We start from the raw sequence: 17,270 nt of genomic DNA, 5'->3' as shown, positions 1-17,270 counted from the left end.
AAATGAAAAAAGCCGTAAGGGGAACTTACGGCTTTAATTATTGAATCACTTTACCATAAAACGACGTGGGTTACTTGTGACGCTCTTTCAACTTATTCACTACATCGTTCATCGATAGGCCTTGGTCTTGTAGCAATACCATTAAGTGGTAAATCAAGTCTGCTGATTCACACACTAACTCCGCCTTATCGCCCGACGTCGCCGCAAGCGCAACTTCAACGCCTTCTTCACCCACTTTTTGCGAAATACGCTTGGTGCCACGGGCATAAAGACTGGCAGTATAAGAGGAATCTGGGTCGGCACTCTTGCGGGCAGCCAATAGCTGCTCAAGTTGATGAAGCCACACCATTTGTGACTCCTCCTGAGGGTCACCGTCCCAGCAGGTTGTCGTGCCAGTGTGACAAGTGGGACCAATGGGATTCACTTTCACCAGTAATGTATCGTTGTCGCAATCGAGCTGCATGTTCACCAATTGCAATACGTTGCCAGAGGTTTCACCTTTGGTCCAAAGACGCTGCTTAGTCCGAGAGAAAAACGTCACTTGACCTGTTTCGTCCGTTTTTGCCAACGCATCTTGGTTCATGTAACCCATCATCAACACTTGGCTTGATTGGAAATCTTGTACGATGGCAGGTACCAGACCATCCACCTTTTCCCAGTTGATTCGCTCAGCTAGCGAACTTACTTCGGCGGCTTTCACACTCATAGTCGTACCTCAATGCCTTGTTGTTTCAAATACTGCTTTAGTTCACCAATATTGATGACTTGCTTGTGGAATACCGATGCGGCAAGCGCGCCATCCACATTTGCTTTTTGGTAGGCTTCTGCGAAATGCTCCATGGCACCTGCACCACCCGATGCAATCAATGGCACGTTACACACTTCACGCACCATATTCAGTTGTTCGATGTCGTAGCCGTTACGTACACCGTCTTGGTTCATCATGTTCAGCACGATTTCACCAGCGCCGCGCTTTTGTACTTCTTGCACCCAATCACGCGTTTCCCATTGGGTCGCTTTGGTGCGTTCTTCATCACCGGTAAACTGGTAAACCTGATACTTGCCCGTCTCTTTGTCGTAGTATGAATCGATACCAACGACGATACATTGCACACCAAACTTATCAGCAAGGTCAGTAATCAACTGAGGGTTCGCCAAGGCAGGAGAGTTAATCGATACCTTATCTGCACCAAACTCAAGAATGCGCGCCGCGTCTTCTGCTGATTTAATGCCACCAGCCACACAGAACGGGATATCAATCACTTCTGCAACGCGAGCGACCCAACTTTTATCGACGACACGACCATCACTTGAAGCGGTAATATCGTAGAACACAAGCTCGTCTGCGCCTTCTTCAGCATAACGCTGCGCCAGAGGAACGATGTCGCCAATAATTTCGTGGTTGCGAAACTGGACGCCCTTCACCACTTGTCCATCACGAACATCAAGACATGGAATTATTCGCTTTGCCAACATGCAAACGCCTCCTCTGCTGTGAACTTACCATCTAACAATGCACGACCAACAATCACGCCAGCAACACCGCTACCTTTTAGTGCTTCGATATCTGCTAATGAGCCAATGCCACCTGAAGATTGGAATTGCACTTGTGGGTATTGTTTACATAGGTCGACGTAAAGCTCAACGTTTGAACCCGCTAACGTACCGTCACGAGAAATGTCCGTGCACAGCACGTGCTGTAGACCTACCGTTAGATAATCGTTGATCAGAGCTTCGATGGTCACGCCTGAGTCTTCTTGCCAACCAGAGATCGCCACTTTACGTGTGCCGTCTTTATCGATGTTAATGTCTAGCGCTAAAACGATTTTTTCAGCACCGTATTTTTCCATCCAACCTTTCACAAGCTCTGGTTGTTTTACTGCTGTAGAACCAACGACAACACGTTGAGCACCGGCTTCTAGTAGATCAATCACGTCTTGCTCTGTACGCACTCCGCCACCGATTTGGATGTTCGCTGGCGTGCTTGCTAGTAGCTTTGCTATCAAATCAAGCTGGCGCGCTGTTGTGTCTTTCGCGCCAGTCAAATCCACCAAGTGCAGCCAGTTGGCACCTGCCTGGTGGTACAAGTTGAACTGCTCTGCTGGGTCGACTTTGTACTCAGTTACTTGGCCGTAATCACCTTGATAAAGGCGAACCACCTGTCCTTCAATTAAATCAAGAGCTGGAATAATCACACTAAATCCCTTTTATAATTCTAAGAAGTTTTGAATAAGCTTCGCGCCCGCTTTTGAAGAACGCTCAGGGTGGAACTGCACACCGTAGTAGTTGCCACTTTGTACTGCGGCTGTAAACGGGTTACCGTATTCACATTCCGCAATTGTGTAGTCCCCAACTGGCATTGCAAAGCTGTGCACGAAGTAGAAGTACTCACCTTCTTCAATACCTTTGAACAGTGGATTACCTGCTTTTGCAGACACCGTGTTCCAGCCCATATGCGGCAGCGGTAAGTCGCCAGTCTGTAGCAACTTCACTTCACCATCACAAAGTCCAAGACACTCAACTAACTCGTCGGCTTTCTGGCCTTTTTCTTGAGACACTTTGCCCAACAGTTGCATGCCTAAACAGATACCTAGTAGCGGCTTCTCTACCTGTTTTACCAAGCTGATTAGGTCACGCTCTTCTAGGTTTTTCATCGCTTCACTGGCGGTTCCCACGCCCGGTAGGAATAGCTTGTCAGCCGCCAATACAACTTGCGGATCTTTTGAAATCGTTACGTCATAGCCTAGACGTTCAATAGCAAACTTCACCGAAGAGACGTTGGCACAGCCAGTATCGATAATGACAACTTTCTGTTCTGTCACTGTTTTTCTCCTTGCTAACGTTAGCCTTAAAGTACGCCTTTACTACTCGGTAGCTCAGTGCCTTCTACTTTGATTGCTTGGCGCAGAGTGCGACCAAACGCTTTAAATAGGCTCTCAATGATGTGGTGGTCATTGTTACCCGCAGAAGAAAGGTGCAGCGTACACGCTAGGGTGTCAGTCAGAGAACGGAAGAAGTGAACCACCATCTCTGTTGAGAGGTCACCCACTTGCTCACGACTAAACTGCGCGTCGAACTTAAGGTAAGGACGACCAGATAGGTCCAGTGCACATTGTGCCAAGCACTCATCCATTGGCAGGCTGAAACCAAAGCGACCAATACCACGTTTGTCACCCAGTGCTTCTTTCAACGCCTGACCCAAAGCAAGAGCGGTATCTTCTACCGTGTGGTGATCATCAATGTGCAGGTCACCTTCTACTTTGCACACCATCTGGAATCCGCCGTGCGTCGCGATTTGATCCAGCATGTGGTCGAAGAAACCAAGACCTGTAGAGATGTCATTGCCGCCTTGTTCATCAAGGTTCACCGCAACTTTGATGTCTGTTTCTTTTGTAGTACGAATCACTTCAGCAACGCGTGCCTTCACCGTTAGATCTTTTAGGATCTGTTTCCAACCCATGGTTTCTGGGTTGTATTGAATGCCACGAACTGCCATGTTTTCTGCAAGTTGAAGATCAGTTTGACGATCGCCAATCACAACAGAGTTTTGGAAATCAACTTTGCCACCTTGAAGATACTCTTTTACCAAGCCCAATTTAGGCTTACGGCAAGAGCAGTTATCTTCATCGAAGTGCGGACAAATCAGCACGTCATCGAACTTCACACCTTGAGATTCAAAGATCTCCATCATCATGTTGTGTGGAGCATCAAAGTCTGCTTGTGGATAGCTGTCGGTACCCAAACCATCTTGGTTAGTGACCATCACTAGGCGGTATCCTGCATCCTGCAACGACAACAGGCTTGGGATAACAAATGGCTCTAGTTTTAGTTTGTCTAAACGGTCTACTTGAAAATCAACTGGCGGCTCAACAATTAAGGTGCCATCACGGTCGATAAAAAGGATTTTTTGTTGTTTGCTCACTCGAACTTCCTTATTGCTATTCTTTTGGCGCTCCCGCTATTGAGCGAGAGCGATTAATTTTGTCTCTACTTATGCGTAGTAGTTTCTAATAAATCCAAGCGTTTTTTCACACTCGTCGCGGTTACCAACACTGATACGTACGCAGTTCTCAATCGGCGAGTTACGCAAAATAATGCCTGTATCCCAAGCGGCTTTGAAAAGATCATCGCCATCTGGGAATTTTACCAATAGGTAGTTCCCCCACCCTTCAAACACTTCCAAACCCGGAATCATTGAAAGACCAACTTGTAAGTAAGCACGGTTTGCATTCAGATCGAGAACTTGGAACTTCGCTCGTGCTAAGCCAGCTTCCGAAAGCGCCTGAGTCGCAATTTCTGCTACTGGCACCGGTACTGGATATGGTGCGATAACTTTAAGAAGTACATTAATCAGCTCTTCGTTCGCAAGCGTAAATCCACAACGCAGACCAGCAAGCGCGAAAGCTTTCGACAGAGTACGCAAAATCGCAAGATTCGGATATTGCGCCAATAGGTCTACCGTTGATGCTTCAGGGCAAAAATCGATGTAAGCTTCGTCCATCACCACGATTGCACGGTCTTTTGTCATCTCAAGCAGAGAGACAATATCTTCACGATTAACCAAGTTACCCGTTGGGTTGTTTGGCGAACATACAAAAACCAGTTTCACGTTATCCAGATTAGCTTCGATACCTGCAAGGTCTAGTTGCCAATCTGACGTTAGCGGCACGGTTTTTCGCTCGACACCAATGGTTTCTGCGCTGATGGCATACATACCGTAAGTTGGTGGACAGTAAAGAATCGCATCTTCACCCGGCTCACAGAAAGCACGAATCAGTAGTTCAATGCCTTCATCTGCACCGCGAGAAGTCAGCGTTTGTTCTGGTTTCACACCCGCATACGCTGCGTAAGCGGAAATCAGTTCTTTCGGTTGGCATTCGCTGTAACGATTAAGACGAGCAAAATCTGTTGTGTATTCATTGTTAAATGGTGATTCGTTAGCATTTAGCCATACGTCACCGGTACCACCAATTCGGCGAGCCGATAAATAAGGGGTAAGTTGTTGGACTTGTTTACGCGCTAGCTTTTCCATCTCATTGTCCTCTTACTTAGCGGCCAGTTTATCTACACGGGTTAATTTCTCAGTACGGATTGTCACTGCACGCTTGTGTGCGTCCAAACCTTCCGCTTCAGCCATGGTTACTACCGTTGGCGCAAGGTTTTTTAGACCATCAGCAGACAGTTCTTGAACCGTCATACGCTTAGAGAAATCCGCCAAACCTAAGCTTGAATAAGTACGTGTGTAACCGTAAGTAGGAAGAACGTGGTTAGTACCCGATGCATAATCACCTGCTGATTCAGGCGACCAATCACCAAGGAAAATAGAACCTGCGTTGTCTAATAGAGGCAGAAGCTCGCGTGGGTTCTTAGTCTGAACAATTAAGTGCTCAGGACCGTAGTAATTTGAGATTGAAACCGATTGAGTCAGAGACTCAGCAATGATGATTAAGCTTGAAGCTAAAGCTTGCTCGGCAATGTCCGCACGAGACAATGCTTTAAGCTGACGTTGAACCGCGTCCGTCACTTGATCCGCAACCACAAGTGAAGGAGTTATAAGTACCACTTGAGAGTCAGGGCCGTGCTCCGCTTGGCTTAGAAGATCTGCAGCAATGAAGTCTGGGTCTGCGGTTTCATCGGCAATCACTAACACTTCTGATGGGCCTGCTGGCATATCAATCGCTGCACCACGGAAATCATTACTTACCTGACGTTTTGCTTCCGTAACATAGGCATTACCCGGGCCAAAGATCTTATCAACTTTGGATACGGTTTCTGTTCCATAAGCCATCGCAGCGACGGCTTGACCACCGCCGACGTTGTATACTTCATCAATGCCACACAATTTTGCTACGTACAGAATCTCATCAGCGATTGGCGGTGGAGAGCAAAGCACCACTTTACGACAACCTGCAATTTTTGCAGGAACGCCGAGCATTAGAACAGTCGAAGGCAGTGGCGCACTGCCGCCGGGAATGTACAAACCCACTTTTTGAATTGGGCGCGTTACCTGTTCACAGACTACACCCGGTTGAGTTTCTACCTTGATTGGCTGTGGCTTCTGCGCTTTGTGGAACTTAGCAATGTTTTCATACGCTTGCTCCAGTGCGTTCTTCATTTTTTCAGAAAGACGCGCTGACGCTTCATCGATTTCTTGAGCGGATACACGGATGGATTCCGGCTTCACTCGGTCAAACTTCTCAGTCAGCTCCAATAATGCAGCATCACCTTCTTTACGAACTTTCGCGATTACTTCAGAAACCGCGGCTGTAATGTTCGCACCTTCAGCGATTGCAGGGCGCTCTAGAATCGAATCTTGCTGCGTTTCACTTAGCGATTGCCATACGACTGTTCTCATTGCGATTACTCCATCATCTTTTCAATTGGTAGTACTAGAATTGAGCTCGCACCCAGTTCTTTTAACTGTTCCATGGTTTCCCAGAACAGGTTTTCAGTACTTACCAAGTGAACCGCAACTTTTTGCTTTTCAGCGGAGAGAGGCAATACGGTTGGGTCTTCCGCACCAGGAAGCAGTGCTTTGATTTGGTCTAGCTTCTCAGCTGGCGCGTGTAGCATAATGTACTTGGACTCTTTGGCTTGCTGTACACCTTGCATACGAGTTAGAAGTTTTTCTATAAGAGCGGTTTTATCAGCGTCAAATTCACCAGTGCGCTGAATCAGTGTCGCTTTCGATTTGAAGATGATTTCTGCTTCTTTAAGACCGTTCGCTTCCAGTGTTGCACCTGTAGAGACCAAGTCAGCGATGGCATCAGCAAGACCAGCGCGAGGTGCAACTTCTACTGAGCCTGTCAGCATACATGTTGAGAATGGAACACCCGCTTCATCCATATAAGCTTTTAACAGCTGCGGGTAAGTTGTGGCGATACGTTTTCCAGCTAAATCTTGAGGACCGTTGTACTCTTCGTCTTTGTCGATTGCGATAGATAAACGGCAACCACCGAAATCAAGTCGACGAAGTTGAACAAATTCAGACGGTTCACCCAGTGCTTTACGATCAAGACGAACTTCTTCCAGTTCATTTTCACCAATAAAGCCTAGGTCAACTACGCCATCCATAATCAGGCCAGGGATGTCGTCATCACGAACCAAAAGCAAATCAATTGGCATGTTCTCCGAGTGAACCACTAGACGCTCACCCATTACGTTGAATTTCACGCCACACTTTTTTAATAGCGCTTGGCTTTCTTTACTTAGGCGACCTTTCTTTTGAATTGCGATTCTTAGGCGTTGTGTTTGCATTGCGAATTCCTTGTGCAATTTAAATTTATAAACTTTCTAATGACTAAAACTAAAAAACCCTCAAGAGATCTTTGGTCTCCCGAGGGTCTGAATCTGAATCTAGCGATTTAGCCTCCGGGAGTTTCCTGTCTCCCGGATATGCGCACATCTCCCGAAAGACTAGGATGGGTGATGGTGATGATGAATATTCATTACAAAATTGCGCATATATATTAAGCTTCAATACTTGGTTTGTTTCGTTAACATCCACACTAACTAAGCTGTTAACTTTTTTCAACCATTAATTTTAAAAAAACTCAATTTGTATAATACAAATAAGAAGGGAGGCTCTCGCCTCCCTTCTTATTATTCATAATTTCAATACGTTACTATATATGAGCACTTTCAATTTTAGACTTAGAAAGCATAGAAAGTACGACACATACAGCAATAAATGTTAAAGAAGCAGCAGCAAAAGCAAGACCAACAGAAGCTGTCATTCCTAAAACAATAAACCCGATACACGATACTAATGCGACAGAAAGTGCATAGGGTAGCTGGGTCGCTACGTGGTCGATATGGTTACAACGAGCACCCGTTGACGACAAAATAGTTGTATCCGAAATTGGCGAACAATGATCACCAAATACCGAACCTGCAAGCACCGCACTTAACATAGGAAGCATTAACGCAAGATCTGTGGCACCAGCCATATCACCAGCGATTGGCAACATAATGCCAAATGTTCCCCAAGACGTACCCGTCGAAAACGCCATTAATCCAGAAAGTAGGAATAAAATAACAGGTAACCAATGTGGGTTGATATTACCTTGCGCTAAGGTCGACAGGTATTTACCTGTATTCATGTCTCCAATTACTGAGCCAATTGTCCATGCAAAAATCAGAATCAAAATCGCGCCGAACATAGACTTCGCACCAATCCATAACGTGCGTGAAATTTCTTTTGCAGGTAACCCTTGTTTAACTACTGTAAATAAAGCAACAAATAATCCAACCAAACCGCCATAGATCAACGAAGTACCAACATCTGTATTTTCAAATGCACCTAGCATATTAAAGGCGATACCATCAGCCGCCAATGCTTGTCCACCGGTGTACATCATCGAAGCAACGGTAGCTGCGATTAAGAATACAATTGGTAAAACTAAATCGGAAACTTTGCCCTTTTCACTTTCCACGATATCTAATTCTTCATTTAGATCGTGCGCTTCTTGAGTATCATTCTCTAAGTCGTGATCAAAACCTCGACCTTGAGAAGCAGAGATTTCATGCTCTCGCATTTTACCGACATCAAGGCTGAACCATGCAACTGCGAACACCATCAACAAAGCGAAAATAGCGTAGAAATTCATTGGCACCAAACGTAAATATGCACCTAGTGCAGAGTATTCAGTGATACCGTGTGAAACTAGGATGCCACCAATAATCGTCATGATGTATGCCCCCCAGCTTGAAGCTGGCATCACAACACACATAGGTGCAGCAGTTGAATCAAGGATATATGCAAGTTTGGCACGAGAAACGTAAAAACGGTCAGTGACAGGGCGAGAAATAGCACCAACAGCCAAGCTGTTAAAGTAATCGTCGACGAAAATGAATACGCCTAAAAAGGCAGCAAGAAGTTTAGAGCCACGTTTACTTTTAACGCGCGACTGAGCCCACTCAGCAAATGCACGAGTACCGCCAGACAACGTAAGCAATGCGGTCATCATACCAAGTAATAGCAAAAAGCCGACGATACTCATATTCCAAGTATTCAATCCGCCATCTTCAACAAATACACTTGATACGGTCGAACTAATATAACTTAGAGAATGAGTAAATGAATAATCATTAAGGAGAACAGCTCCTAGCGTAATACCCACACCAAGTGAAAGTAAAACTCGACGAGTAATGATTGCGAGACTAAGTGCCACTAACGGTGGCAAAAGCGAGTAAGGGGATGATGCAAAATCAATTAAATTCATGATCTTCAAAAACCAGTAATAAATGGTTAGAGATCTACTGCAGACTAATTGATGGAACTCATTTCCAAACAATTAATGTTGAACTTAGCGACAGGGAAGTGGACACTTCACCCAACCCTACAGTAGCGCTCCATAGTTTTACAAATTATAGACTATGGCAGTGTTGCTCCTTTCGAAAACAACCCCAGCAAACGGTTTTGATTTACCTATTTACTTCGGCGAATTGACCCTTCACATTTGTTCACTGGCATCACCCTAGCAAATGTTACTCATTCAATTCGCACCTCTACCGCTCTTATTATTTTAAACTATTGAAAAGTCATTTTAACAACAATTTAACCACAAAAGAGCATTAGGTGTTCGCCATTGTACTTGTTTGAAACACCAATGCAATACAACATTTCGATTTTTATTTACATGCGGAAGTTCACAATATGACAATGATTGTTTAGGTTAGTTTAACTATGCAATCAATGTTATAAAACTTCGTCTATCTTTAATTATTATTGATGGAAAGCAATATACAATATGAAACAAATGATACATTCATTCTAAATGAATATTGACTTTTCTATATCTAATACAGAAATCAATACTTATTAATAAAAGCTAAAGAATAAATTAAATGACGACACAGTTCTTATTTTTCATCAGATTTGTAAGTAATATTTGAATAAAATAGCTAATATAATATTGTATTAATTGTAACTCAGGTTTACTATTTAACTATCGACTCCATTTTATTTTATAGGAATGAACATGTCGGAATTAACCAAAACATTATTGAATATTCGCAGCTTGCGTGCTTTTGCTCGTGAACTGACCTTAGAGCAATTAGAAGAAGCATTGGACAAATTAACTACTGTTGTTCAAGAACGCAAAGATGCTTATGAAGAAGAACGTGCGGAACGTGAAGCACAAGAAGCTAAATTAGCAGCTATTGCAGAACAAATTACAAGTGACGGTATTGATGTTGAAGCTTTAATTTCTGCTCTTTCTGGTGAAAACAAAGCAAAAGGTAAAGCTAAGTCAAAACGCGCTCCTCGTCCAGCTAAGTACAAATACACTGATACTAATGGCGAAGAGAAAACTTGGACAGGTCAAGGCCGTACGCCTTCAGCAATCCAAGAGCAATTAGACGCTGGCAAATCTCTAGATGATTTCCTCATCTAATAAGAATTAGTCCCTGCGCTAAACCAGTTATAAAATAAAACCCGCCTTTCGGCGGGTTTTATTTTTATCTTTCCCAATATGCCTCTTCGAGACTATCTTCACGTTCTGGCAGACCACGCGATAATCTTGGCGAATGCTGAACTAACACTTCATAGCTAGCACGGTTTGAATATTTACAAACTTGTGAAAATGATGAATAAGTTAGAAATGAGTATGTATGTTTACTTGAATTGGGAACGTTCTCTTTATGATATTTATTTGCAGCCATATCATGCAACAGTGCGGATAATGCCGCATCCCCTGCTCCATTTGTATTTTTTATCTTTTCTGGGCCACCCATATAAGGAGAAATATGCGAATAGATCTTAATAGGCGTTTCACAACTTGCTTTTGATGCAGGTCGGCTGAATTCATAACGGTTAAATTCAGCGATACACCCTGGCAATAATGGCAGCGATGTTTCACGCTTTGCTGAATCTTCTGTATAACCCGCCATAAATAAACCAACTGGACCAGCAGTACATAGGACCAGATCAACCCAGTCTAGTGCTTTATCTGACGCAGCAAGAGGGTCAGACTCTCCAGTTAATGCTTCTGCTTCATCTTCATTCATGGCAACAACAGTGACATGATCTCGCAAAAATTCACGCCAAAACTCCGGGTCGTCCTGAATAACAAATTTTGTACCTAGGGTTAGAACAACTGGAACATCATGTTTTTTAGCATATTCAATTGCTCGCATTGTCGCTTCAGGCATTGGATCGCCCTCTTTACAACGAACCAAATAAGCCGTTAAAACTAAAGCTGATGCAGTTTTGAAAATTTTCTCTGGAATATTATCCGCATGAAGTTGGTTCATTTGCCCTTCACTAATCGCAAACGTTCGCTCACCATCTTCAGTTATTAACGCAAAACAACGACCAATAGCACCTTCCACCCCTTGGAGGTAATTTAAATCCATTCGGCTAGATGTGTTGCATAAATAACGATAACCATAGCTGCCAATCTTAATATCTTGGCTCATAACACCTAACAAAGTAGAACGATCATCTGCTAATACAGAATAATTATGAAGGGTATTTCCTATTGTACCGCCTGCATACTCGTTGGTAATGAGTTGCTGATCTTTTAGCTCGTTATACAAAGCTTCTGCAGTCGCATCATCAATAACTAAAGAGTGTCCCTTACTCAAATTGTATTTTTCGATAAGCTCTGAACTCACTTTTGCTTCAATATCCACCAAAGTTTGGTCAATACCGATAATATGAGTACGAGACATTTTTTTGCTTTCTTGCGACTGACTGACTAATGGGTCGCGAGCGTGAACCGGAAAGTAGTGCTTCGATTTACGTTGGCCAGGAAATTTCATAACAATGATTCTGAGTAAGGGATGAAAGGATGCCGGATTCTACCGCGCACAAACAGGCGCGGCAATAATAGAGAATTATAGCAAACGTTTGCTAAGGGATATTTTTATTCACCCTCCATAAAACTTAAATCCGGCAGCATATCTAGATGCTCAGTGTATCGCTTGAGATTAAACTCTCCATCATTCTTCATGACATCAAATATCTCGATTGAAACAGCACACGCCATCATCGCAATAGCATCTTCACGCGAGGTTCCAGTCATCATTAAACGCATTAAGGTCTCTTTAACTTTAATTGGGTTGCTATCCTCAAGCTGATTTTCGATCACTTGTATCAATTCATTTTCTTGGATCAGTTGTGTTTCTTCTGTCATCTCATGTTCTCGATATTTACAATTGTCCCCAATGTTATACCTGAGTCCTATCAAGATGCTAGACTCCCTTGCAAACACTGGCTCTAAGCCGTTACTTTTTAATCAAAGAAAATTGTGATTTCGGTCTCGGATCTGTCACCAATCAACTCTTTCTGATAGAATCTGCCCCCAGTTAAATCAAGTGGTGTTTTGTAATGTCCGAAAACCGTTCTGACAACAGTCAAAAGAAAGTTATTGTAGGTATGTCTGGTGGCGTAGACTCATCCGTTTCCGCTTATCTTCTTAAACAACAAGGCTATCAAGTTGAAGGCTTGTTTATGAAGAACTGGGAAGAAGATGATAACGAAGAATACTGTACAGCTGCTGAAGATCTTGCTGATGCACAAGCGGTTTGCGACAAACTTGGTATTCATTTGCACACAATAAATTTTGCTGCGGAATACTGGGACAACGTATTTGAATACTTCCTAGCTGAATATAAAGCAGGCAGAACACCCAACCCAGACATTCTTTGTAACAAAGAAATCAAGTTTAAAGCATTTCTTGAGTTTGCAGACGAAGTGCTAGATGCCGATTATATTGCTATGGGTCACTATGTGCGTCGTTCATTCCCAGAGCAGGATGAAAAACCACAAATGCTGCGTGGTATTGATAGCAATAAAGATCAAAGCTACTTCTTATATACGCTAAGCCACGAGCAAATTGCACGTAGCCTCTTCCCTGTTGGAGAGCTAGAGAAACCAGAAGTGCGTCGCATCGCGGAAGAGCAAGGTTTAATTACTGCGAAGAAGAAAGACTCAACAGGTATTTGTTTTATTGGTGAGCGCAAATTTACAGACTTCTTATCTCGCTATTTACCTGCTCAGCCGGGTAAAATCGAAACACCTGAAGGCAATGTTATTGGCGAACACCAAGGATTGATGTACCACACGTTAGGTCAACGAAAAGGCCTGCACATAGGTGGACAAAAAGGCGGTGGCGGTAACGAAGAACCATGGTATGTCGCAGATAAAGATCTGAAACGTAACGTGCTTATTGCCGTTCAAGGTGCTGATCATCCGTTATTAAAGTCTCAAGGGCTGGTTGCATCACAACTACATTGGGTCAACCGCGAAGCCATTAAAGAACCAATGAAATGCACGGTTAAAACACGCTACCGTCAGACTGATATTCCTTGCACGATCATCCCTGTTGATGATGAAAACATCAAAGTGATCTTTGATGAGCCACAAGTTGCGGTAACGCCGGGACAGTCAGCTGTATTTTACAAAGATGAAGTTTGCCTCGGTGGCGGCATCATCGAAGAACGAATTTAATTGAATTAAAGTTCATCGTTATTAGGAGTATCACTACGTGGCTAACGCACTTTATGACCGAACTATTGCCTTTGCTGGTATTTGTCAGGCCGTTGCATTAGTGCAACAAGTAGCAAAAGACGGTTATTGTGATTCTGACGCGTTTCAAGCTTCACTCAATGCAATTCTAAGCACCAACCCTTCTAACACAGTTGCGGTATTTGGGAATGAAGCCAATTTAAAACTCGGTCTGGAATGTTTGGTTAAAGGAATCGATAGCACGCCGACTGGCAGTGAAATCACGCGCTATATTATTAGCCTGATGGCACTCGAACGTAAACTCAGTGCACGAAATGATGCAATGTCACAACTTGGCGATCGAATTCAGATGTTAGAGCGACAGCTTGAACACTATGACCTCTTAGACGAGAACATGATCAGCAATGTTGCCAGTGTATACCTAGATGTCATCAGCCCAATAGGCCCTAGAATTCAGGTCACTGGTACTCCATCTGTTCTGCAACAAACCTCTAACCAACACAAAGTTCGTGCGCTGTTGTTATCAGGTATCCGTAGCGCAGTACTTTGGCGTCAGGTTGGCGGTAAACGTCGCCACCTGATTTTCGGACGCAAGAAGATGGTAGAGCAAGCACAAATCCTTCTTGCTCGAATGCAGTAAGATATCAAGTAAGCAGCTCGCGTTTATCGCGAGCTCATTTTTTTGACTAATACAAATCTCGCGCAAACGTTTGCGCAATATTCGTGACAATTGCCACAGTTATTGGTATAAAGCTCACGAAATTTAGAAACCCAATTCAGGAGAACATCATGGAACTGTCAGCATTGACTGCTGTTTCACCAGTAGACGGCCGTTACGGAAGCAAGACAATTGCGTTACGCGAAATTTTCAGTGAATACGGTCTACTAAAGTACCGCACTATCGTTGAAATCCGCTGGCTACAAAAGCTTGCTGCTACTGCTGAAATTGCAGAAGTGCCAGCGTTTAGCGCAGAAGCAAATCAATTCCTAGACGACCTTGCTGCAAGCTTCTCTGAAGAAGATGCACGCCGTATCAAAGAGATCGAGCGTACAACTAACCATGACGTTAAAGCGGTTGAGTACTTTCTAAAAGAGAAAGTAGCAGACGTTCCTGAACTGCACGCAGTAAACGAGTTCTTCCACTTCGCATGTACTTCTGAAGACATCAACAACACATCACACGCTCTTATGCTTAAAGAAGCGCGTGAGAACGTGATTCTTCCAGAAATTCGCAACCTAATCGACGCTATCAAAGCACTAGCAGTGGAATACCGTGATATTCCTCTTCTATCTCGTACACACGGTCAGCCAGCTTCTCCATCTACTATGGGTAAAGAAATGGCAAACGTGGCGTACCGTATGGAGCGTCAATTCAAGCAAATCGAAAACGTTGAGATCCTTGCGAAAATCAACGGTGCAGTAGGTAACTACAACGCACACCTTTCTGCTTACCCAGAGCTAGATTGGCACAAGTTCTCTGAAGAGTTCATCACTGAGTCTCTAGGCGTTACTTGGAACCCTTACACAACTCAGATCGAACCACACGATTACATCGCTGAGCTGTTCGACGCTATTGCTCGTTTCAACACTATCCTGATTGACTTCGACCGTGACGTTTGGGGTTACATTGCGCTAGGCCACTTCAAGCAAAAAACCATTGCTGGTGAGATCGGTTCTTCAACAATGCCTCACAAAGTTAACCCAATCGACTTTGAAAACTCAGAAGGTAACCTAGGTCTTGCGAACGCTGTGTTCGGTCACCTAGCACAAAAACTACCTGTTTCTCGCTGGCAACGTGACCTAACTGACTCAACGGTTCTGCGTAACCTTGGTGTTGGTGTTGGCTACGCAATCATTGCTTACACTTCTACGCTTAAAGGCATCAGCAAGCTAGAAGTAAACCGCGAAGCACTTCTTGCTGAACTAGACAAGAACTGGGAAGTACTCGCAGAGCCAGTACAAACTGTAATGCGTCGTTACGGCATCGAGAAGCCATACGAGAAGCTAAAAGAGCTGACTCGTGGTAAGCGTGTAGATGGCGAAGCAATGCGTAACTTCATCGACGGTCTTGAGCTTCCTGAGCACGAGAAAGCACGCCTTAAAGAGATGACACCAGCGAACTATATTGGTCAAGCAATCGAGCTAACTGATAAGCTGTAATTAATTCGTTATCAATTAACGATATGAAAGGTTGGTGTGAAAGCACCAACCTTTTTATTTTCCTGTGTGTTCTCAATGTATTTTCTGAAAGAACAACGTGATGGTTCCCACTTCGACACCAAATTTCTTAATCTTCGTTAGATTAAACACATGCTTGTCATCTTGGCGAAAGAGCCAATCATCAAAAAACACCGTAATGCTTGAATCATTTACCGCCAACTGAAAGTCATATTGCCATTGCAAGGCATTACCTATTTCCTTCCCTGTCGCCACACCAATGATGTCATCCGCCTTTCCTTGATAGCGACCATCTTCTAATCGTGTAATTACCCATATCCGTTGATCTGTTTCTCCATCATCGAATACAAAATCCTCAACCAACGTCAGTGTCTTTCCCTTAACAGAGCCAACGATGTTGACCTCGAAACGGCGAGTTTGCTTTTGGGTATAGTCTTGAACCATTCCCCAAGCTTTGGTGTTCCCATCAAAATACTCAAATAAGTTAAATGCGGGGTTGCTGTCGCTATAGTCGTTTAAGTCTGTAGAGCACCCCGAAAACCAAAATGAGCAAGTTAATAAGAGAATAGCTTTCCAACTCATTGATTTTCTCCTATCAACTGTTTTCGTAGCTCTGGGTATTCTGTTTCAGGCGATAACCAAATCGCGAGAAAAGCATCATTTAATTGCTCATCTTCAATCTGACCAATTTGGTATAAATCAACCTCACCGTTAGCGTAAAAAAATTGCCCGACTCTTCCATCAGTCACATACGTCAGCTTTTGCCCCTGCTCTATATTTGGGAATATACCTTCCACCGTTTTTACCCAAGGCATTATTTGACTAGATTGATACCCTAACTCTCGCCATTGTTCTTCGGTGGCATCAATGAGTTGCTGACTTGAAATGTTACGTTGATAGTGTATTTCTAGCGCTAGAGGATGGGGAGAAATATCGTTGGATGCTGCATACTTTCCATTGGGAGATAGCAGTTGTGAAGAATACACGTCAAAAATAAAGACGGTAAGTTGTGCCGTCCCAACCACCTGCCATTCATGCCAAACAGGCGATTTTCCTATTGTAGTGGCCTCAGCGCTTACTACGTTTGTCCCAATCAGTAGAGCAAAGAAGCTTGTTTTCCATTGTTTCACTATTTGCATAACGATAAACCCGACATATCACAAATATGATGACAAACCATTCAACAAACAAAATGATTGCCGTACTGCTTACAGAGTTTGGGAAAGTCACTGCACCTAAACCATTACCGGCAAAGTAACTTGCCATCCCTGCAAACCCTCCTAATAGTGATACGGGAAAAACAGGATATCGGGTCAAAAATGGCATTAAATAATAGGCATACCATAAAAAGGCAAACCATAGTGCGAGCAGCCACAATGGAAATTCTGGTATTTCAAATCGCAACAACTCGAACTGAATATTGGCATAATCCACAGCAATACCGAGTAAGCTCAATAAAACAACTTTTTCTAGAGGGATATAGTGCTTCATCAATGTAATAGCGTAAGTTGCCACTACACAAGCAATGGTCAGCCATTGATAGTTTTCCCCACCAACAACAGCAGCAAACCAAATAACTTGAAACCAGGTTGAAATGATAAACAGCTTTGCCATGTTG

Annotated in this window: 18 protein-coding genes, 1 riboswitch and 1 other annotated feature; of the genes, 4 read left to right on the top strand and 14 right to left on the bottom strand. The window is 43.6% G+C overall.

Annotated features, from left to right (window positions below):
• Window positions 1-70 precede the first annotated feature (70 nt).
• From hisIE to ACQEXS_RS01450, 9 genes are all read right to left on the bottom strand, one after another.
• Entirely contained in the window at window positions 71-706 is a 636-nt protein-coding gene (gene hisIE, locus ACQEXS_RS01490; RefSeq protein WP_427012555.1) for a bifunctional phosphoribosyl-AMP cyclohydrolase/phosphoribosyl-ATP diphosphatase HisIE, read from the bottom strand.
• The gene (gene hisF, locus ACQEXS_RS01485; protein WP_004749837.1) at window positions 703-1,476 is read right to left on the bottom strand and encodes an imidazole glycerol phosphate synthase subunit HisF; all 774 of its coding nucleotides are present in this window, start codon (window positions 1,474-1,476) and stop codon (window positions 703-705) included. Before hisF ends, hisIE begins: the two co-directional genes overlap by 4 nt.
• Entirely contained in the window at window positions 1,458-2,195 is a 738-nt protein-coding gene (gene hisA, locus ACQEXS_RS01480) for a 1-(5-phosphoribosyl)-5-[(5-phosphoribosylamino)methylideneamino]imidazole-4-carboxamide isomerase (RefSeq protein ID WP_427012554.1), read from the bottom strand. Before hisA ends, hisF begins: the two co-directional genes overlap by 19 nt.
• A gap of 12 nt (window positions 2,196-2,207) precedes the next feature.
• On the bottom strand, window positions 2,208-2,822 hold the full coding sequence (gene hisH / locus ACQEXS_RS01475) for an imidazole glycerol phosphate synthase subunit HisH (RefSeq protein ID WP_005450758.1): 615 nt from the start codon (window positions 2,820-2,822) through the stop codon (window positions 2,208-2,210).
• Window positions 2,823-2,848: 26 nt separating this feature from the next.
• Window positions 2,849-3,922: a bifunctional histidinol-phosphatase/imidazoleglycerol-phosphate dehydratase HisB gene (hisB, locus tag ACQEXS_RS01470; RefSeq protein WP_427012553.1), complete on the bottom strand. Its 1,074-nt coding sequence runs from the start codon at window positions 3,920-3,922 to the stop codon at window positions 2,849-2,851.
• Between the two features lie 69 nt (window positions 3,923-3,991).
• Window positions 3,992-5,032: a histidinol-phosphate transaminase gene (gene hisC / locus ACQEXS_RS01465; RefSeq protein ID WP_427012552.1), complete on the bottom strand. Its 1,041-nt coding sequence runs from the start codon at window positions 5,030-5,032 to the stop codon at window positions 3,992-3,994.
• A 12-nt stretch (window positions 5,033-5,044) separates the two neighbouring features.
• Window positions 5,045-6,355, bottom strand: coding sequence for a histidinol dehydrogenase (gene hisD / locus ACQEXS_RS01460; protein WP_427012551.1), 1,311 nt, complete (start codon window positions 6,353-6,355; stop codon window positions 5,045-5,047).
• Window positions 6,356-6,360: 5 nt separating this feature from the next.
• The gene (hisG, locus tag ACQEXS_RS01455; RefSeq protein ID WP_427012550.1) at window positions 6,361-7,257 is read right to left on the bottom strand and encodes an ATP phosphoribosyltransferase; all 897 of its coding nucleotides are present in this window, start codon (window positions 7,255-7,257) and stop codon (window positions 6,361-6,363) included.
• Window positions 7,258-7,305: 48 nt separating this feature from the next.
• Window positions 7,306-7,441, bottom strand: a sequence feature (His leader region).
• Between the two features lie 184 nt (window positions 7,442-7,625).
• A complete protein-coding gene (locus ACQEXS_RS01450) occupies window positions 7,626-9,224 on the bottom strand; it encodes a Na+/H+ antiporter NhaC family protein (protein ID WP_427012549.1) in 1,599 nt (532 codons plus the stop codon).
• A 115-nt stretch (window positions 9,225-9,339) separates the two neighbouring features.
• Window positions 9,340-9,521, bottom strand: a riboswitch (Lysine riboswitch).
• Window positions 9,522-9,983: 462 nt separating this feature from the next.
• On the opposite strand from ACQEXS_RS01450, the gene ACQEXS_RS01445 reads away from it, so the two are divergent.
• On the top strand, window positions 9,984-10,397 hold the full coding sequence (locus tag ACQEXS_RS01445; protein WP_367988740.1) for an H-NS family nucleoid-associated regulatory protein: 414 nt from the start codon (window positions 9,984-9,986) through the stop codon (window positions 10,395-10,397).
• A 64-nt stretch (window positions 10,398-10,461) separates the two neighbouring features.
• Here the strand turns inward: ACQEXS_RS01445 and ACQEXS_RS01440 are convergent, their stop codons facing one another.
• Together ACQEXS_RS01440 and ACQEXS_RS01435 are read right to left on the bottom strand one after the other, a co-directional pair.
• On the bottom strand, window positions 10,462-11,766 hold the full coding sequence (locus tag ACQEXS_RS01440) for an inosine/guanosine kinase (protein ID WP_367988739.1): 1,305 nt from the start codon (window positions 11,764-11,766) through the stop codon (window positions 10,462-10,464).
• A gap of 104 nt (window positions 11,767-11,870) precedes the next feature.
• Window positions 11,871-12,140 carry a hypothetical protein gene (locus ACQEXS_RS01435; RefSeq protein ID WP_367988738.1) on the bottom strand — a complete coding sequence of 90 codons (270 nt, stop codon included), beginning with the start codon at window positions 12,138-12,140 and terminating at the stop codon, window positions 11,871-11,873.
• A gap of 194 nt (window positions 12,141-12,334) precedes the next feature.
• On the opposite strand from ACQEXS_RS01435, the gene mnmA reads away from it, so the two are divergent.
• The 3 genes from mnmA (at window position 12,335) to purB (ending at window position 15,634) form a co-directional block, all read left to right on the top strand.
• On the top strand, window positions 12,335-13,456 hold the full coding sequence (gene mnmA / locus ACQEXS_RS01430; RefSeq protein ID WP_367988737.1) for a tRNA 2-thiouridine(34) synthase MnmA: 1,122 nt from the start codon (window positions 12,335-12,337) through the stop codon (window positions 13,454-13,456).
• A gap of 37 nt (window positions 13,457-13,493) precedes the next feature.
• On the top strand, window positions 13,494-14,114 hold the full coding sequence (gene hflD / locus ACQEXS_RS01425; protein WP_367988736.1) for a high frequency lysogenization protein HflD: 621 nt from the start codon (window positions 13,494-13,496) through the stop codon (window positions 14,112-14,114).
• Between the two features lie 149 nt (window positions 14,115-14,263).
• Window positions 14,264-15,634 (top strand): adenylosuccinate lyase, encoded by a 1,371-nt coding sequence (purB, locus tag ACQEXS_RS01420; RefSeq protein WP_367988735.1) that lies wholly within the window; start codon window positions 14,264-14,266, stop codon window positions 15,632-15,634.
• Window positions 15,635-15,706: 72 nt separating this feature from the next.
• Here purB and ACQEXS_RS01415 read toward each other — a convergent pair whose 3' ends face one another.
• The 3 genes from ACQEXS_RS01415 to ACQEXS_RS01405 are packed head-to-tail and all read right to left on the bottom strand — an operon-like array spanning window position 15,707 to window position 17,266.
• Window positions 15,707-16,234 (bottom strand): DUF3833 domain-containing protein, encoded by a 528-nt coding sequence (locus ACQEXS_RS01415; RefSeq protein ID WP_427012548.1) that lies wholly within the window; start codon window positions 16,232-16,234, stop codon window positions 15,707-15,709.
• The gene (locus tag ACQEXS_RS01410; RefSeq protein WP_427012547.1) at window positions 16,231-16,791 is read right to left on the bottom strand and encodes a chalcone isomerase family protein; all 561 of its coding nucleotides are present in this window, start codon (window positions 16,789-16,791) and stop codon (window positions 16,231-16,233) included. The genes ACQEXS_RS01415 and ACQEXS_RS01410 overlap by 4 nt, the downstream gene beginning before the upstream one ends.
• Window positions 16,721-17,266 (bottom strand): DUF2878 domain-containing protein, encoded by a 546-nt coding sequence (locus ACQEXS_RS01405; protein WP_427012546.1) that lies wholly within the window; start codon window positions 17,264-17,266, stop codon window positions 16,721-16,723. Before ACQEXS_RS01405 ends, ACQEXS_RS01410 begins: the two co-directional genes overlap by 71 nt.
• Between the last annotated feature and the right edge of the window lie 4 nt (window positions 17,267-17,270).

The sequence above is a fragment of the Vibrio sp. TRT 17S01 genome, assembly GCF_050113695.1.
In the GTDB taxonomy this organism is placed as follows: domain Bacteria; phylum Pseudomonadota; class Gammaproteobacteria; order Enterobacterales; family Vibrionaceae; genus Vibrio.
This window is presented reverse-complemented; position numbering and strand designations above follow the sequence as displayed.

Bases quoted from the DNA above. Each gene is read 5' to 3' on its own strand.
- ACQEXS_RS01445 (WP_367988740.1), top strand. From the start codon at position 9,984: ATGTCGGAATTAACCAAAACATTATTGAATATTCGCAGCTTGCGTGCT.
- hisIE (WP_427012555.1), bottom strand. From the start codon at position 706: ATGAGTGTGAAAGCCGCCGAAGTAAGTTCGCTAGCTGAGCGAATCAAC.
- hisC (WP_427012552.1), bottom strand. From the start codon at position 5,032: ATGGAAAAGCTAGCGCGTAAACAAGTCCAACAACTTACCCCTTATTTA.
- hisF (WP_004749837.1), bottom strand. From the start codon at position 1,476: ATGTTGGCAAAGCGAATAATTCCATGTCTTGATGTTCGTGATGGACAA.
- ACQEXS_RS01415 (WP_427012548.1), bottom strand. From the start codon at position 16,234: ATGAGTTGGAAAGCTATTCTCTTATTAACTTGCTCATTTTGGTTTTCG.
- ACQEXS_RS01435 (WP_367988738.1), bottom strand. From the start codon at position 12,140: ATGACAGAAGAAACACAACTGATCCAAGAAAATGAATTGATACAAGTG.
- purB (WP_367988735.1), top strand. From the start codon at position 14,264: ATGGAACTGTCAGCATTGACTGCTGTTTCACCAGTAGACGGCCGTTAC.
- ACQEXS_RS01450 (WP_427012549.1), bottom strand. From the start codon at position 9,224: ATGAATTTAATTGATTTTGCATCATCCCCTTACTCGCTTTTGCCACCG.
- mnmA (WP_367988737.1), top strand. From the start codon at position 12,335: ATGTCCGAAAACCGTTCTGACAACAGTCAAAAGAAAGTTATTGTAGGT.
- hisD (WP_427012551.1), bottom strand. From the start codon at position 6,355: ATGAGAACAGTCGTATGGCAATCGCTAAGTGAAACGCAGCAAGATTCG.
- ACQEXS_RS01410 (WP_427012547.1), bottom strand. From the start codon at position 16,791: ATGCAAATAGTGAAACAATGGAAAACAAGCTTCTTTGCTCTACTGATT.
- ACQEXS_RS01440 (WP_367988739.1), bottom strand. From the start codon at position 11,766: ATGAAATTTCCTGGCCAACGTAAATCGAAGCACTACTTTCCGGTTCAC.
- hisG (WP_427012550.1), bottom strand. From the start codon at position 7,257: ATGCAAACACAACGCCTAAGAATCGCAATTCAAAAGAAAGGTCGCCTA.
- ACQEXS_RS01405 (WP_427012546.1), bottom strand. From the start codon at position 17,266: ATGGCAAAGCTGTTTATCATTTCAACCTGGTTTCAAGTTATTTGGTTT.